At 64.8% G+C, this 14,927-nt stretch carries 16 protein-coding genes; 7 read left to right on the forward strand and 9 right to left on the reverse strand.

The window, feature by feature from the left end; genetic code table 11:
• Positions 1-205 precede the first annotated feature (205 nt).
• Positions 206-1,606, reverse strand: a complete 1,401-nt coding sequence (locus J2R76_RS28795) for an MFS transporter (protein WP_057020967.1) — start codon at positions 1,604-1,606, stop codon at positions 206-208.
• A gap of 326 nt (positions 1,607-1,932) precedes the next feature.
• On the opposite strand from J2R76_RS28795, the gene J2R76_RS28800 reads away from it, so the two are divergent.
• The 3 genes from J2R76_RS28800 to J2R76_RS28810 all read left to right on the forward strand — a co-directional run bounded on the left by J2R76_RS28800 (position 1,933) and on the right by J2R76_RS28810 (position 4,096).
• Positions 1,933-2,487: a fasciclin domain-containing protein gene (locus tag J2R76_RS28800; RefSeq protein ID WP_057020966.1), complete on the forward strand. Its 555-nt coding sequence runs from the start codon at positions 1,933-1,935 to the stop codon at positions 2,485-2,487.
• A gap of 180 nt (positions 2,488-2,667) precedes the next feature.
• A complete protein-coding gene (locus J2R76_RS28805) occupies positions 2,668-3,300 on the forward strand; it encodes a cytochrome b/b6 domain-containing protein (RefSeq protein WP_076834681.1) in 633 nt (210 codons plus the stop codon).
• A 10-nt stretch (positions 3,301-3,310) separates the two neighbouring features.
• On the forward strand, positions 3,311-4,096 hold the full coding sequence (locus J2R76_RS28810; RefSeq protein ID WP_076834679.1) for a molybdopterin-binding protein: 786 nt from the start codon (positions 3,311-3,313) through the stop codon (positions 4,094-4,096).
• A 114-nt stretch (positions 4,097-4,210) separates the two neighbouring features.
• On the opposite strand, the gene J2R76_RS28815 is transcribed toward J2R76_RS28810, so the two are convergent.
• The gene (locus J2R76_RS28815; RefSeq protein WP_076834677.1) at positions 4,211-5,419 is read right to left on the reverse strand and encodes a YbfB/YjiJ family MFS transporter; all 1,209 of its coding nucleotides are present in this window, start codon (positions 5,417-5,419) and stop codon (positions 4,211-4,213) included.
• An 89-nt stretch (positions 5,420-5,508) separates the two neighbouring features.
• Positions 5,509-6,372 carry an EamA family transporter gene (locus J2R76_RS28820; RefSeq protein ID WP_076834675.1) on the reverse strand — a complete coding sequence of 288 codons (864 nt, stop codon included), beginning with the start codon at positions 6,370-6,372 and terminating at the stop codon, positions 5,509-5,511.
• Positions 6,373-6,634: 262 nt separating this feature from the next.
• On the opposite strand from J2R76_RS28820, the gene leuB reads away from it, so the two are divergent.
• Positions 6,635-7,747 (forward strand): 3-isopropylmalate dehydrogenase, encoded by a 1,113-nt coding sequence (gene leuB / locus J2R76_RS28825; RefSeq protein WP_076834674.1) that lies wholly within the window; start codon positions 6,635-6,637, stop codon positions 7,745-7,747.
• A gap of 176 nt (positions 7,748-7,923) precedes the next feature.
• Here the strand turns inward: leuB and J2R76_RS28830 are convergent, their stop codons facing one another.
• Both J2R76_RS28830 and J2R76_RS28835 read right to left on the reverse strand, forming a co-directional pair.
• Entirely contained in the window at positions 7,924-8,328 is a 405-nt protein-coding gene (locus J2R76_RS28830) for a hypothetical protein (RefSeq protein ID WP_057020960.1), read from the reverse strand.
• A 176-nt stretch (positions 8,329-8,504) separates the two neighbouring features.
• Positions 8,505-9,299, reverse strand: coding sequence for a hypothetical protein (locus tag J2R76_RS28835; protein ID WP_076834670.1), 795 nt, complete (start codon positions 9,297-9,299; stop codon positions 8,505-8,507).
• 116 nt (positions 9,300-9,415) lie between these two features.
• Between J2R76_RS28835 and J2R76_RS28840 the strand changes: the two genes are divergently transcribed.
• Positions 9,416-10,450 carry an aspartate-semialdehyde dehydrogenase gene (locus tag J2R76_RS28840; RefSeq protein ID WP_076834668.1) on the forward strand — a complete coding sequence of 345 codons (1,035 nt, stop codon included), beginning with the start codon at positions 9,416-9,418 and terminating at the stop codon, positions 10,448-10,450.
• Between the two features lie 38 nt (positions 10,451-10,488).
• A complete protein-coding gene (locus J2R76_RS28845; RefSeq protein ID WP_076834665.1) occupies positions 10,489-11,049 on the forward strand; it encodes a TIGR00645 family protein in 561 nt (186 codons plus the stop codon).
• A gap of 1 nt (position 11,050) precedes the next feature.
• On the opposite strand, the gene J2R76_RS28850 is transcribed toward J2R76_RS28845, so the two are convergent.
• Positions 11,051-11,707 carry a carbonic anhydrase gene (locus tag J2R76_RS28850; RefSeq protein ID WP_057020957.1) on the reverse strand — a complete coding sequence of 219 codons (657 nt, stop codon included), beginning with the start codon at positions 11,705-11,707 and terminating at the stop codon, positions 11,051-11,053.
• A 142-nt stretch (positions 11,708-11,849) separates the two neighbouring features.
• On the opposite strand from J2R76_RS28850, the gene J2R76_RS28855 reads away from it, so the two are divergent.
• Positions 11,850-12,728 carry a CoA ester lyase gene (locus J2R76_RS28855; protein ID WP_141341390.1) on the forward strand — a complete coding sequence of 293 codons (879 nt, stop codon included), beginning with the start codon at positions 11,850-11,852 and terminating at the stop codon, positions 12,726-12,728.
• Between the two features lie 168 nt (positions 12,729-12,896).
• On the opposite strand, the gene J2R76_RS28860 is transcribed toward J2R76_RS28855, so the two are convergent.
• From J2R76_RS28860 to J2R76_RS28870, 3 genes are all read right to left on the reverse strand, one after another.
• The gene (locus J2R76_RS28860) at positions 12,897-13,685 is read right to left on the reverse strand and encodes a hypothetical protein (protein WP_076834660.1); all 789 of its coding nucleotides are present in this window, start codon (positions 13,683-13,685) and stop codon (positions 12,897-12,899) included.
• Positions 13,686-13,778: 93 nt separating this feature from the next.
• Entirely contained in the window at positions 13,779-14,381 is a 603-nt protein-coding gene (gene leuD, locus J2R76_RS28865) for a 3-isopropylmalate dehydratase small subunit (protein WP_057020954.1), read from the reverse strand.
• Positions 14,382-14,468: 87 nt separating this feature from the next.
• Positions 14,469-14,867 (reverse strand): metallopeptidase family protein, encoded by a 399-nt coding sequence (locus J2R76_RS28870; RefSeq protein ID WP_016847635.1) that lies wholly within the window; start codon positions 14,865-14,867, stop codon positions 14,469-14,471.
• Positions 14,868-14,927 lie beyond the last annotated feature (60 nt).

Here is a 14,927-nt window from a genome sequence, read left to right on the forward strand (position 1 = left end):
CAGCCGCAGGCTATGCTGTATGCGGAGAGCGCTGATCCCCACCCGCTTTGCTCTGCGAGCAAAGCGACCTCCCCTTTTCAAGGGGAGGTTGGAGCTCCGTAGCCCGGATGGAGCGAAGCGTAATCCGACGGTCTGCCCGCGGAGAGGCTGGTTCCGGATCTCGCTGCGCTTGATCCGGGCTACAAACGACGGAGTCCCGCGCGACTCACTCGATGATCTCGTTCAGCTCTTTCCCGGTATGCTCCGGCACGAACAGGAACACGCCGATCGCCATCGCGATCATCAGCACCGGGATGCAGAGGAACGACAGCGCGAACGAGCCGGTGTGCTGCTGAAGCGCGATCGAGACGAAGGGAAACAGCACGAAGCCGACGAAATAGGCGATCGCCCAGACCACGCCGTTGGCGGCGCCGCGGATGCGGGTCGGGAAGATCTCCGCGGTCAGCGTCGTGCTCGGCCCCCAGAAGCCGAGGAAGCCGAGACACCAGGCGAGCCCGAACGTCCATAGCAGCACGCGGTCTTCGGAATAGACCCAGAGCGTCATGAAGATCGCACCCTCGATCAGGGTGATGATGAAGGTGCGGCGGCGGCCGATCTTGTCGATCAGCCAGCCCACCAAGCACAGTCCAAGGAAGCCGCAGAGCCCGTAGAACACGTAGAACAGGCTGTACTCGGCGGTCGACCAGTGCTTCTCGGTCGACAGATACAGCGGCATCCAGGCGCCGACCGTGCCGTAGATGCAGGTCGAGGCGCAGGCGACGAACAGCGCAACAAGCGTGGCGGGCAGCACGTCGGGCATGAACACCTGGCGGATGCCGACCGACTTGGCCTTGCCGAACCAGGCGCTGTCCTCGGCGCTGACCGTGCCGCCGCGCGCCAGCGTCTCCGAGATGCGCCGCTTGCGGTCCTGCGCGCGCACCCAATAGGGCGATTCCGGGCAGGTGGAGCGGATATAGATCGCAAGCAGCGCGATCACGCCGGGCACCATCACTGCGATGCGCCAGCCGAAATTGGCAGCCACGAGCCCGGTGATTGCGCCGGCGAGCGTGGCGCCGAGGCACCAGGCCGAGCGGGTGATGCTGATGACGCGGCCGCGCAGCCGGGCCGGCCAGGTCTCCGCGACCAGCATCGAGCCCAGCGACCATTCGCCGTTGAGCGCGAAGAACAACAGCGAGCGCGCGATCACGAACACCGCGAAGGTCGGCGACATCGCCGCGACCGGCATCAGGAGCGAGAACAGCGCGATATTGACGGCGAGCAGCGTGCGGCGACCGTAGCGGTCGGCGAGCCATGGCCAGAAGTAAAGCCCCGCGATGCCGACGAACAGCGCGATCTGCATGCCGGAGCGGTACTCCGGCAGGCTCAGCGAAAATTCCTTGATCACCATCGGCGAGATCAGCGCGAAGATCACGCCGTCCATGCCGTCGAAGCCCCAGCCGAGCGCGTTGGCGGTGGCGATATGCCAATGCGTTTTCGTGATCTCGGTTGTGTCCGCAACCGCGCGGTAGTTGGCGTATTGCAGGTGCTTCTGCTCGAGCGGACCGATGTCGATACTTGCATCGTTCACCGCAGGTGCGGCGTGGCCGTCAGCCGTGATGCTGCTCATGATGCCTCCCCGCGGCCGCTTTCTGCGAAGCTGTGCCGCAACCTCAAGCTGAACCAATCAGCTGACTGCGGCAAGCAAATTGCTCGCGGCAGCGCACGCGTCCATTCCGCTGAATGGAATGCATGCCGGGCAGCGCGAGGCGTCGCGTGTACGCAGCGCGCGCCGGCCGGTTTCAACAATCACAAAGAATTATTTCCGGAAACCGTCCGGAAAGCCTGCCGTAGCTCAGCCAACGACGACGCACTGATCAACCAGCACGCGCCGTTGTTGCCCCTTCAACGCCGGCGAAGCCTCGCCGGTCGGCCTACTCATCGGGAGATGAAACCATGTCGAAGCGTATTGCCTATCTCGCCGCCGCCGCCTTCAGCGCGCTTGCGATCACCGCCACTGTCGTGGCGCCGGTCCGTGCCGAGGAAAAGACCGTGATGGTCGGCGGCGCCGCGATGTTCCCGTCGAAGAACATCGTGCAGAACGCCGTCAACTCGAAGGATCACACCACGCTCGTCGCCGCAGTGAAGGCTGCGGGCCTGGTCGGCACGCTGGAAGGCAAGGGCCCGTTCACGGTGTTCGCGCCGACCAATGCCGCGTTCGGCAAGCTGCCGGCCGGAACCGTCGACACCCTCGTCAAGCCCGAGAACAAGGCGACGCTGACCAAGATCCTCACCTACCATGTGGTGCCGGGCAAGCTCGAGGCCTCCGACCTCACCGACGGCAAGAAGCTGAAGACCGCCGAGGGCGAGGAGCTGACCGTCAAGAAGCAGGACGGCAAGGTCTGGATCGTCGATGCCAAGGGCGGCAGCTCGATGGTGACGATTTCCAACGTCAACCAGTCGAACGGCGTCATCCATGTGGTCGATACCGTGCTGATGCCGGCGACGTAACACCTGGCGGCCTGCTTTAGTCCCTCAAAGGACCCGCGACATAGCGAGCCGGCGCCTCGCCCGGCTCGCATTTTTGTGACCATGTGAAGCAGCCTATATCAAACTGATGATGCCTGACCCCGTAACGGAACGCCGGTTCCGGGCGTATAACCTGGTAACGATCACGAGCAGAGACATCCCATGACGAGCCTTGCCGTCAGCGACCACCAGGCAGAGACCGCGACGCCCGCGAAGGCGATCCAGCCGGTCTGGGTGCGCATGGTGCACTGGATCAACGCCTTCGCGATGATCCTGATGATCATGTCCGGCTGGCAGATCTACAACGCCTCGCCGCTATTTAGCTTCACCTTCTCGCGGAGCATTACGCTCGGCGGCTGGCTCGGCGGTGCGCTGCTCTGGCATTTCGCCGCGATGTGGCTGTTGATGGCCAACGGCTTGGTCTATCTGGCGCTGGGTTTCGCCACCGGCCGCTTCCGCAAGAAGCTGCTGCCGATCACCCCCGGCGGCGTGATTGCCGACACCAAGGCGGCGCTGGCCTTCAAGCTGTCGCATGACGATCTCAGCAAATACAATTCGGTGCAGAAGCTGCTCTATGCCGGCATCATCGTGGTCGGCGTCGTCATCGTGCTGTCCGGCCTGTCGATGTGGAAGCCGGTGCAGCTGCATTGGCTGGTGTCGCTGTTCGGCGGCTACGATTTCGCCCGCTACGTTCACTTCACCTGCATGGCGCTGATCGTCGCCTTCCTGGTGATCCATGTCGCGCTCGCGCTGCTGGTGCCGAAGAGCCTGCGCGCCATGATCATCGGACGCTAGGGAGGTAGTCATGGGTCGTCTCCGCAAGCTCCTGATCCCCGGTGTCGACAAGAAGCTGCTCGTGCGCGATGCGGTGAAGACGATGCCGGAGCTGACGCGCCGCCGCTTCATCACGGCGGGCACCAGCCTCGGCGCGCTGACGCTGCTCACCGGCTGCGATGTGGTCGATTCGTCGTCAGCCGAGGAAATGCTGAAGCAGGTGTCGAAGTTCAACGATGCGGTGCAGGCCTGGATGTTCAATCCGGATGCGCTGGCGCCGACCTTCCCCGAGAGCATGATCACCAAGCCGTTCCCGTTCAACGCCTATTACGATCTCGACGACGCGCCTGAGATTGCGGCAGCGGACTGGAAGCTCGAGGTGCGCGGGCTGGTCGAGAACAAGAAGTCGTGGACGCTCGACGAATTGTACAAGCTGCCGCAGGTCAAGCAGGTGACGCGGCATATCTGCGTCGAAGGCTGGAGCGCGATCGGCAGCTGGACCGGTACACCCTTGCGCGATTTCCTCAAGCTGGTCGGCGCCGACACCCGTGCCAGATATGTCTGGTTCCAGTGCGCCGACAAGGACGGCTACAACTCGCCGCTCGACATGCGCTCGGCGCTGCACCCGCAGACCCAGATGACGTTCAAATTCGGCGACGAGATCCTGCCGCGCGCCTACGGCTTTCCGATGAAGATCCGGGTCCCGACCAAGCTCGGCTTCAAGAACCCGAAATACGTGCTCTCGATGGAAGTCACCAACGACTACAAGGGCGGCTACTGGGAAGACCAGGGCTACAATTCGTTCAGCGGGAGCTAACTCGCTGTCGTCCCGGCCTAATGCGCAATTGCGCACGGGAGCCGGGACCCATACCCCGCGGCCGCGGGAATAGGTACGAGGGGAGACGTTCCCTTCCATCGCAACCGCTTGTGGTTATGGGTCCCGGCCTTCGCCGGGACGACGCTGGGAGGGGACCTTCCTCTGAAACGCCGACAGCAGCGCGCCGAGCGCGAGCATCGCGGCCGAGACATTCAACGCGAATGACAGGCTGCCGACCGCGTCGGTGATGGCGCCGACCACGATCGGTCCGAGCGTCTGGCCGATGCCGAAGGCGATGGTCATCGCCGCGATCGCGGTCGGCCAGGCTTGCGGCGGGTAGTTGAAACGCACGAAGGCGGTGGTCGAGCCGACCACGGCGAAGAAGGCGACGCCGAACACCAGCGCCGAGATCGCCAGCAGCAGCGGCGAATGCCCGAAGATCGGCAGGCTGGCGCCGAGGGCGTTGACGCCGAGGATGATGGTGGTGGCGAGCCCGCCGCGGTCGAGCGCCAGCACCCGCCCCCAGACCCAGGGCGTCACGAATGCGCTGACGCCGATCAGGCTCCAGAACGCGCTCTGTGCAGCTGCGCCGCCGCCGCCGTCCCGGACATAGGCGATCATGAAAGTCATGTAGGCGATGTAGCCGGCGCCGAACAGGAAGTAGGCGGCGAGGTAGATCAGGACCGGCATGACAGCGAATTGGGTCCGCACGATGCCGCCGGCGGCGGTGTTGGCGTGGAGCGGCGCCAGCATCAGCGGCACGGTCATGATCGCGGAAAGTAGCGTCATCGCCCACCACACGATCGACCACGAGCCGGCGCCGAAGCCCTGCAGCACGAAGGGCGCGATCAAGCCCGATGCGAGGATGCCGACGCCCGGCCCGGCATAGAACAGGCTGAGCAGGAAATTCGCGCGTTCGGGTCGCGATTGCGCGATGGTTGCCGCGAGCGCGCCGCCGCCGACGAAGCCGATCGCGGCGGCGAAGCCCACCAGCAGGCGGGCAAAGCTCAGCACCACGAAATTGCCCGTGAGGGCGCAAAGCGCCAGCGACAGCGCGCAGGCCAGCGTCGACCAGCGCACCGATGCGGCAAGTCCGAAGCGTTCGATCAGGCGTGAGGCGAGCAGCGCGCCGACCAGATAGCCGGCGGCGTTGATCGTGTTCATGAAGCCGGCGGCCGAATAGGACCAGGCCAGCTGCTCGCGCATGTCGGGCAGCACCAGCGAATAGGCAAACCGGCCGATGCCGAGACCGACCGTCGGTGCGAGCGACAGAATAAGGATCAGCCGCGCGGCATGCGGGTAGGACGGGGCGGGGGCTCTCACAATTCACTCCGGCAATGCGGCCATTGTGACAGGCCGCGGCGGCGCTGCCCAGCGCCGATGCCCGCAACACTGTCTTGCGTATCAGGCAATCAGGCGATCAGGACCAGCGCGACGCCGATCACGGTCAGCAGGGTTCCGCCGACGATCCGCGCGGTGATCTCGACATGCTTGAGCACCACCGCGCTCATCGCCACGGTGACCAGCGGGTAGATCGCGGCGAGCGGCGCCACCAGCGTGATCGGGCCGTTGCGGACCGCGGCGAACAGGCTGAGCGCGCTGAGCCCGTTGCTGATCCCGGTCAGCGCGAACCAGAACCGGCCCTCGCGCGGCGCCTGCACCATGAAGCTGCCCTTGCGGACCCGTTGCACGGTCAGCACCACCAGCGAGGACATGACGTAGCCGACCAGGCAGGCCCATAGCGGGCTCGGCCAGATCGCAAGGCCGAGCTTGGCGATCGGCGGCACGATGCCGCGCACCAGCGCGCTGGTAAGCGGCAGCAGCAGCGCCCAGCTGCGCCAATGGCCGAGGTCGCGCGGCCTCGTCACGGTGATGATGGCGGCGCCCGCGACCGCGACGACGAGGCCGATGAGCTGCTGCGGCAGCAAGGGCTCGTGCAGCAGCACCACGGCGGCGGTGACCGCAAACAGCGGCGCCAGATTGCCCAGCGTCGAGGTGATGACCGGTCCCAGCGCCCGGTTTGACGCAAAGGTCAGGAGCGTCAGCGAGGCCGGGAAGAACAGCCCGATCGCCATGAAGATCGGCAGCGCACGCCAGACCACCGGCTCGCCATGCAGGATCAGCGGCGACAGCACCAGGAATAGCAGGGTGAAAGTGGGCACGCTGATCGCGGCGCCCGACAGCGGCTCGACGGTGCGCAGGCCAAGCTGCGCCAGCACCACCCCGGCGCCGAGGAAAATCGCCGAGGCGAAGGCGTAGACGATGGCTGCGGTCATGAGGTCCGTCTTGTTGGCTTCTAGAGGCGCGGGTTGCCCGTTGGGACCATTCTGGGCCGATCCGAGGTGCCTTGCCAATCCGGCTCCGGCGCTTTAGCACTCCGGCCGGATTTCCCCCGCTCGTCATGCCCGGGCTCGACCCGGGCATCCATCCATCTTCAGAGGCCTTTCGAAGCGGGATGGATTGCCGGGTCATCTGTGCGAGGACGCGCTTCGCGCTCTTGCCCGGCAACGACAACAACGATTAGCTCGAGGTAACACCATGGCGACCCATAAACTGCTGCTTCTCCCCGGCGACGGCATCGGCCCCGAAGTGATGGCCGAGGTGCAGCGCCTGATCGACTGGCTGAATGCGCAGGGCATCGCGAAGTTCGAGACCGAGCAGGGCCTGGTCGGCGGCTCCGCCTATGACGCCCACAAGGTGTCGATCTCCGAGGGCGACATGGCCAAGGCGACGGCGGCGGACGCCGTGGTCTTCGGCGCGGTCGGCGGCCCGAAGTGGGACAGCGTGCCCTATGAGGTGCGTCCCGAGGCCGGCCTGCTGCGGCTGCGCAAGGATCTCGGCCTGTTCGCCAATCTGCGCCCGGCGGTGTGCTACCCGGCGCTCGCCGAGGCCTCGAGCCTGAAGCGCGACGTGGTCGAGGGGCTCGATATCATGATCGTCCGCGAGCTCACCGGCGGCGTCTATTTCGGCGAACCGAAGACCATCACCGATCTCGGCAACGGCCAGAAGCGCGCGGTCGACACCCAGGTCTATGACACCTACGAGATCGAGCGCATCGGCCGCGTCGCCTTCGACTTGGCGCGCAAGCGCCGCAACAAGGTGACGTCGATGGAGAAGCGCAACGTCATGAAGTCGGGCGTGCTCTGGAACGAGGTCATGACCCAGGTCCACGCGCGCGAATACAAGGACGTCACGCTCGAGCACCAGCTCGCCGATTCCGGCGGTATGAACCTCGTCAAGGCGCCGAAGCAGTTCGACGTCATCGTGACCGACAATCTGTTCGGCGATATGCTGTCGGACATCGCGGCGATGCTGACCGGCTCGCTCGGCATGCTGCCGTCGGCCTCGCTCGGCGAAGTCGATTCGAAGACGAAGAAGCGGCGCTCGCTGTTCGAGCCGGTGCACGGCTCGGCGCCCGATATCGCAGGCCGAGGCCTCGCCAATCCGATCGCGATGATCTCGTCGTTCGGCATGGCGCTGCGCTATTCCTTCGACATGGGCGAGCTCGCCGACAAGGTCGATGCGGCGATCGCGGCCGTGCTCGCCAGCGGCCTGCGCACCGCCGACATCAAGTCGGAAGGCACCACGCCGGCCAGCACGAGCCAGATGGGCGAGGCGATCCTGAAGGAATTGCAGAAGCTGCACGCGTGACGGCTCTGCCGTCATTCCGGGGCGATGCGTAGCATCGAACTATGGTGTGCGCTTGCGCACCTTAGAATCTCGAGATTCCGGGTTCATCGCTGCGCGATGCCCCGGAATGACAGCACCAAAAATGAAAATGCCCGGCCGGAGCCGGGCATTTTCGTATCGGCTGCTCGCCGAAATTCTCAGTACAGCGGGAAATTCCGCGGATAGCCGCCGAGATCGGCCGGCGGGCTGAGCGGCTGGCGATCGATCGGGCGGTTGTTGTTCTCACGCGCGAACGAGGGATAACCGATCTCCGGCGGATAGGCGTAGTCGTTGAACTTGCGGTCGCCCGGCAGCACTTCGGTGCCGGCGTCGAGCCACGAGCGCGTGGTGACGTAAACGCGGGTGCGCGGACCCTGCTGATAGACCCGGTTCGGACCCTGCGCGCCGTAGTAGCGGCGGCCATCGCGGTCATACTGCTCCTGCTGCTTGCGTGTGCTCGGGCTCTGCGCGCTGGCTGCGGTCATGCCGAACGCGGTTGCGGTGACGGCAGCCGCGGCAAGCAACACCACGAGCTTGTTCGCGGCAGGGAATTCTAGGGTCATCGCATCCTCGTCATTACGGCCCCGTCGGGGCTGGCGCGTCCGCCGAAATCACTCGGAACACATTGTAGCCATGGTGGGGAGGCCGTCACTAGGTCAATTGCGCCACACCGGCCGAGATAATGCGTGTCCAAGTCCAAAAGTTTCATGAAAACCAGTGCCTTGCCACGGTCTCGCCATCAAAGGGCGCCGCGCAGGCGCGGGTTCTCGCTGCCCATGACCCAGTCGGCCGACAGGGCCGGCGCGCCGGAGGTAACGCAGTCGGTGCGCTTGAGCTCGGCATGCGCGAACAGGGCGGCGAGCCGCGGATCGTTGCCCGCGGCCAGCAGGGTCAGGCGGTTCAGCATGCAGATGATCGCGGCGCGCCGGGCCGGCAGGCTGGCGCCCTGGCAGGTCCAGCCGGAGATCCGGAGGTCAGGCGCGTCGGCCTGCTTGAGGAAGCCGAGGCAGGCGCGGTCGCCGTCCTGCCGCGCCGGGCGCAGCAAGGTGACGCTGCCGAACTTGCTGTCGACGATGCCGGCAGCCTCGAACTCGCGGACGCCGCCCGGGTGGAGCCGCCCGACAATCTCGGTGACCGCAGGCCCCATGGCCTCGCCGCCGGGGCGATAGATTTCCAGCTCGGCGACTGTTGCACCGTTGGCATCGGCCCAACGGAAGGCGTCCTTGCGGCCGCCCTCGGGGTGCCGGAAGATCTCGTAAGTCTCTGTTTTATCTCGCAGATCGAGCCGGCTTACGGCAAAGGCCGGCGCCGTGCGGCCGGCCGGGCTCCAGCCTGCGGCGGCAGGGGCCGCCATCGCCGTTGCGTCGGGCAGTTGCTTCCATAGATAGTTGCCGAGGACGACGAACAGCGCGAGCACGGCGACATAGGCGAACAGCCGGGAGAGCGTCGCGTACACCTCGTCGACGAAGCTCGTCAGTGCTGACGGATTTCTCGTATGATGGGGCGCGGCCGGATCGGCCCGAAATAAACGCATCAAAACGCTCAAAAGCTACGCAACGTTGTCTTGACGGGGTTTCTCGCATAGAAGCGCTGCCTCTTCCCTTTCCGCAGCTTGCGGGGGAACGGGCATTTTTCGTCGGAGAGTGAACGATGGGTTACAAAGTCGCGGTGGTCGGAGCGACCGGCAATGTCGGGCGCGAAATGCTCAACATTCTCGACGAGCGCAAATTCCCCGCCGACGAGGTCATCGTGCTGGCCTCGCGCCGCAGCGTCGGCATCGAGGTCTCCTATGGCGACCGCACGCTGAAGGTGAAGGCGCTCGAGCACTATGACTTCTCCGACATCGACATCTGCCTGATGTCGGCCGGCGGCTCGGTCTCCAAGGAATGGTCACCCAAGATCGGCGCCGCCGGCGCCGTCGTGATCGACAACTCCTCGGCCTGGCGCATGGACCCCGACGTGCCGCTGATCGTGCCCGAAGTGAACGCGGATGCGACCGCCGGCTTCACCAAGAAGAACATCATAGCCAACCCGAACTGCTCGACCGCGCAGCTCGTCGTCGCGCTGAAGCCGCTGCACGACAAGGCGACGATCACGCGCGTCGTGGTCTCGACCTATCAATCGGTGTCGGGCGCCGGCAAGGACGCAATGGACGAATTGTTCTCGCAGACCAAGGCCGTCTACACCAATGACGAGCTGGTCAATAAGAAGTTTCCGAAGCGCATCGCCTTCAACGTCATTCCTCAGATCGACGTCTTCATGGAAGACGGCTACACCAAGGAAGAGTGGAAGATGATGGCGGAGACCAAGAAGATCCTCGATCCGAAGATCAAGCTCGCCGCCACCTGCGTACGCGTGCCGGTCTTCGTCGGTCACTCCGAAGCCGTCAATGTCGAGTTCGCCAATCCGATCACGGCGGACGAGGCGCGCGACATCCTGCGCCGCGCGCCGGGCTGCCTCGTGATCGACAAGCACGAGCCGGGCGGCTACGTCACGCCCTATGAGGCTGCCGGGGAGGACGCGACCTATATCAGCCGCATCCGCGAGGACGCGACGGTGGAGAACGGCCTGTCTTTCTGGTGCGTGTCGGACAACCTGCGCAAGGGCGCGGCGCTCAATGCCGTGCAGATCGCCGAAGTCCTGATCAACCGCAAGCTGATCACCGCCAAGCAGAAGGCGGCATAAAAGCTGCCGCGGGAATACGGCGTCAGGAAGCGCGTGGCATGGCGGAAGCGGAACAACCGGGGACCTATCGGCCCAATCCGACGCTGAAGCGGGTTGAACGTCGTTTCGAGAACCTGCTGTTCAACAGCCGCTGGCTGATGGCGCCGTTCTATTTCGGTCTCGTCATCAGCCTCGCGGCATTGCTGTTCAAGTTCTGCATGGAGCTGTGGCACTTCATCCTGCATGTGCCGGATGCCAAGGAATCCGACATCATTCTCGGCGTGCTGGCGCTGATCGACATCTCGCTGACCGGCAATCTGATCCTGATCGTGGTGTTCTCAGGCTACGAGAACTTCGTCTCGAAGATCGATCCGGAAGGGCATCCGGATTGGCCGGACTGGATGACCAAGGTCGATTTCGGCGGCCTGAAGCAAAAACTGCTGGCGTCGATCGTCGCGATCTCGGCGATTCAGGTGCTGAAGGCGTTCATGAACCTCGATACCGCGTTCGATCCCAGCAAGCTCGCCTGGCTGGTCGGCGTGCACCTGGTATTCGTGGTGTCGTCCTTCATGCTCGCGATCTCCGACCGCTGGGGCAGCGGCCATCACGGCAGCGAGTAGATTACTGGTCTGATTTCAGCTCGTCGCGGACGCTGATGAATTCCTTCGCGACCCGGTCGAGCACGAACAGCGAGCCCTCGGCGACGCCGAAATAGGCACCGTGCAGCTGCATCTCGCCGCTCTCGACGCGTTCGCGCACGAATGGGAACGTCATCAGGTTCTCCAGCGAGCGGAACACCGCGGCCTTCTCGATGCGGACGACGAAGTCCTGCATGGTCTCATGCTCGCGTTGCTCGACGATTTCGCCGGGCTTGATGAACATCTGCATCCATTTGCCGATGAAGTCGCCGGGCGTGAGCGGCTTGATCTTGTCGACGAAGGCGCGGATGCCGCCGCACTGCGCGTGGCCCAGCACCACGATGTTCTTCACCTTCAAAACGGTCACGGCATATTCCAGCGCGGCCGAGACGCCGTGGGCGTTGCTGTCGGGCTGATAGACCGGAACCAGATTGGCGATGTTGCGGACCACGAACAACTCGCCGGGGCCGGCGTCGAAGATCACCTCCGGCGAAACGCGGGAGTCGCAGCAGCCGATCACCATGGTCTCGGGAAACTGGCCGCGCTCCGACAGGTCGCGGTAGCGGGACTGTTCAGTCGGCAGCCGCTGGGTGGCGAACGTCCGGTAGCCGTCGATCAACTGCTTCGGAAAGAATTTCATGGCCTCTGGCTAACCACATGCGGGTAACGGGAACAAGACTTTCGGCGTGTGGCCTGAGATGATACGGCAGCGTCGAAGAATGGTTCCGTCCGATGCCTAAACAATGGACAGTGGCGGAGCCCAAGCCCCCAGGAGAATGTCGATGACCCGTCCGCGCCGCAGCCTGTTGTTCATGCCGGGATCGAATGCACGGGCGCTGGAAAAGGCCCGGACGCTGCCGGCGGACGGCATTATCCTCGACCTGGAGGATTCCGTTGCCCCCGACGCCAAGGCCACAGCCCGGGAGCAGATCGCCAAGGCGGTCGCCGCCAAGGGCTTCGGCAAGCGCGAGATGCTGATCCGCATCAACGCGCTCGACACGCCCTGGTGGGTCGACGACATCGGCATGGCCGGCAAGGCGCAGCCGGACGGGATCCTGGTTCCCAAGATTTCGACCGTCGACGATCTCAACGCCGTCGCCGATCGCCTCAGCGACATCAATGCGCCTGCCTCGATCCGGGTCTGGGCGATGATCGAGACCGCGCGCGCGGTGCTCGACGCCGACAAGCTGGCCGCGGCATCGAAGGATTCCGAAACCCGGCTCGCCGGCTTCGTGTTCGGGCCGAACGACATTGCCCGCGAAACCCGGATCCGGATGAAGCCGGGCCGCGCGGCGATGATTCCGATGATCACGCATTGCATCCTGGCGACCCGCGCGCACGGGCTCGAGATCCTCGACGGGCCCTACAGTGACATCAGCAATGTCGACGGCTTCGCGGAGGAATGCGCGCAGGGCCGCGATCTCGGCTTCGACGGCAAGACGCTGATCCATCCGAGCCACATCGATGCCTGCAACGCGATCTTCACGCCGCCCGAGGCCGAGGTCGCCGAGGCGCGCAAGATCATTGCCGCTTTCGAGAAGCCGGAGAACGCCTCGCGCGGCGCGATCCAGCTCGACGGCCGCATGGTCGAGCGCCTGCACGCCGAGATGGCCAGGCGCACGATCGCGATCGCCGATGCGGTCGCCGCGATGGGGCATTAGCCCAGCGAAGCGTCTTCCTTCTCCCCCCTGTGGGAGAAGGTGGCGCGAAGCGCCGGATGAGGGGTATCTCCGCTTCCGGGATTCTCCCGTGGGAGAGAACCCCTCACCCGGCTTCGCTTCGCGAAGCCACCCTCTCCCACAAGGGGAGAGGGTGCAGCGGTGTTTGCGTTACGCTCCAAACCTCTCCGCCGCCCACGCGTAGAGGCTGCCCGGGATCGGCGCCTCCTTGCCGCGCCCTTTCGGCGAGATGTGCAGGCCGATGATCCCGGGATCGTTCAGGTAGCGCGAAAAATCCGACGGCTCGAAGAACAGCTTCGGCTCGGCATGCACGGCGTAGAATGATCGCTTCGGCAGCGCGTGCTGCAATTCGCCTGCGCGGCGCGCCAGCGCGGTGAGCGCCGCCGGGCCGTAGATCGCGACACGGATGTCGGCGAGGCGATTGGACTTGCCGCGCAGCCGGCGCATCGCAAAGGTCAGGCGATGGCGCAGCGCCAGCCAGTCCGGGATCAGCTCGTCCTGCTGCATCAGCGCCTCGAACGCGCGCACGATTGGATCGTCGGTCGGCAGATACAGCACGGAGTTGCCGAGCTGCCGCGGCCGCTCCCAGGCAAAATAGGGCTTGGCCGGATCGAGCTCGACGCCCTTCAGCAGCAGCACGTCAGCGTCGAGCCAGAGACCGGCGCGCCGCGCCATCAGCCGCATGCGGAAGAAGTCGCTGAACTGCAGCATGGTCCAGTCGCGCCACGAGCCGTCGGGCTCCGCCGGGCGCAGCTTCTCCGCGAACGAATGCGGCAGCACCGCTTCGGCTCCGGCATTGCCGATACCGTCGGGCAGGCCGGGAATCGGATCGAAACTGTAGACGGTGACCTTGTGCCCCGCCGCCGCCTGCGAGCGCAGGCAGGTCTGGCGCAGCGCGTCCATCGAGCCGTGCCAGAAGGTGACGATGTCAGGCAGCATGCGCGTCAGCTATCAGCGGGTTTGCGGCGAGCGAATTCGGCAAAGAAAAGCCCCGGCGCCTGACGGCACCGGGGCACGATGATGCGCTGAGCCTCAAGCCCAGGCGCGTTCCTTGAGCTTCGTCTCGTAGCTGTCGATCGACGATTTCTTTTCCATCGTCAGGCCGATGTCGTCGAGGCCGTTGATCAGGCAGTGCTTGCGGAACGGGTCGATCTCGAACTTGACCTTGCCGCCGTCGGGACCGCGGATCTCCTGGTTGGGGAGGTCGATGGTCAGCGTCGCGTTGGCGCCGCGCTCGGCGTCGTCGAATAGCTTGTCGAGGTCCTCCTGCGACACGCGGATCGGCAGGATGCCATTCTTGAAGCAGTTGTTGTAGAAGATGTCGCCAAACGAGGTCGAGATCACGCAGCGGATGCCGAAGTCGAGCAGTGCCCAGGGCGCGTGCTCGCGGCTCGAGCCGCAGCCGAAATTGTCGCCGGCGACCAGCACCTTCGCGTTGCGATAGGCGGGCTGGTTGAGGACGAAATCCGGGTTCTCGCTGCCGTCATCCTTGTAGCGCTGCTCGGAGAAAAGCCCCTTGCCAAGGCCGGTGCGCTTGATGGTCTTGAGGTATTGCTTCGGAATGATCATGTCGGTGTCGACATTGATGATCTTCAGCGGCGCCGCGACGCCTTCCAGCGTGGTGAACTTATCCATCGGTGCTCTTCCCGGGCAAAAAATAGCGGATATCGGCCGGATGTTTATCGCGAATGTGACAGCGGTAAAAGGGCCATTTCTGCAGGGCTAGCCCGCATCGGCCTCAATCGCCTCCATATCGGCGTCGGAGAGGCCGAAATGGTGCCCGATCTCATGGATCAGCACGTGGCGAACGATGTGGCCGAGGGTCTCGTCGTGCTCCGCCCAGTAATCCAGGATCGGCCGGCGGTACAGCCAGACCAGGTTGGGCAGCCGGGCCACGTCGCTATGGCTCTGCTGCGGCAGGCCGATGCCCTGAAACAGGCCGAGCAGGTCGAACTCGCTCTCGGCCTGCATCTCGTCGAGCACCTCGTCGGTCGGAAAGTCGTCGACGCGGATGATCAGGCCCTCGCAGAGGGCCCGGAACGTCTTGGGCAGGCGCTCGAAAACCTCGTGCGCCATGGCCTCCATCTCGGCCAGCGAGGGGGCTTTTTCTGTGGTCCACATGACACTCCTTTAGCGCGAGTGCTATCGGCGGCGCCAGCGCAGTTGACCTTGGCGGCGCAA

This window comes from Bradyrhizobium sp. USDA 4532, from assembly GCF_024171315.1.
GTDB lineage: Bacteria > Pseudomonadota > Alphaproteobacteria > Rhizobiales > Xanthobacteraceae > Bradyrhizobium > Bradyrhizobium australafricanum.

What these genes read in the sequence shown, in the direction of transcription:
- J2R76_RS28795 (WP_057020967.1), bottom strand. Translation starts at nt 1,606, where the DNA reads ATGAGCAGCATCACGGCTGACGGCCACGCCGCACCTGCGGTGAACGAT.
- J2R76_RS28800 (WP_057020966.1), top strand. Translation starts at nt 1,933, where the DNA reads ATGTCGAAGCGTATTGCCTATCTCGCCGCCGCCGCCTTCAGCGCGCTT.
- J2R76_RS28805 (WP_076834681.1), top strand. Translation starts at nt 2,668, where the DNA reads ATGACGAGCCTTGCCGTCAGCGACCACCAGGCAGAGACCGCGACGCCC.
- J2R76_RS28810 (WP_076834679.1), top strand. Translation starts at nt 3,311, where the DNA reads ATGGGTCGTCTCCGCAAGCTCCTGATCCCCGGTGTCGACAAGAAGCTG.
- J2R76_RS28820 (WP_076834675.1), bottom strand. Translation starts at nt 6,372, where the DNA reads ATGACCGCAGCCATCGTCTACGCCTTCGCCTCGGCGATTTTCCTCGGC.
- leuB (WP_076834674.1), top strand. Translation starts at nt 6,635, where the DNA reads ATGGCGACCCATAAACTGCTGCTTCTCCCCGGCGACGGCATCGGCCCC.
- J2R76_RS28830 (WP_057020960.1), bottom strand. Translation starts at nt 8,328, where the DNA reads ATGACCCTAGAATTCCCTGCCGCGAACAAGCTCGTGGTGTTGCTTGCC.
- J2R76_RS28835 (WP_076834670.1), bottom strand. Translation starts at nt 9,299, where the DNA reads ATGCGTTTATTTCGGGCCGATCCGGCCGCGCCCCATCATACGAGAAAT.
- J2R76_RS28840 (WP_076834668.1), top strand. Translation starts at nt 9,416, where the DNA reads ATGGGTTACAAAGTCGCGGTGGTCGGAGCGACCGGCAATGTCGGGCGC.
- J2R76_RS28845 (WP_076834665.1), top strand. Translation starts at nt 10,489, where the DNA reads ATGGCGGAAGCGGAACAACCGGGGACCTATCGGCCCAATCCGACGCTG.
- J2R76_RS28850 (WP_057020957.1), bottom strand. Translation starts at nt 11,707, where the DNA reads ATGAAATTCTTTCCGAAGCAGTTGATCGACGGCTACCGGACGTTCGCC.
- J2R76_RS28855 (WP_141341390.1), top strand. Translation starts at nt 11,850, where the DNA reads ATGACCCGTCCGCGCCGCAGCCTGTTGTTCATGCCGGGATCGAATGCA.
- J2R76_RS28860 (WP_076834660.1), bottom strand. Translation starts at nt 13,685, where the DNA reads ATGCTGCCTGACATCGTCACCTTCTGGCACGGCTCGATGGACGCGCTG.
- leuD (WP_057020954.1), bottom strand. Translation starts at nt 14,381, where the DNA reads ATGGATAAGTTCACCACGCTGGAAGGCGTCGCGGCGCCGCTGAAGATC.
- J2R76_RS28870 (WP_016847635.1), bottom strand. Translation starts at nt 14,867, where the DNA reads ATGTGGACCACAGAAAAAGCCCCCTCGCTGGCCGAGATGGAGGCCATG.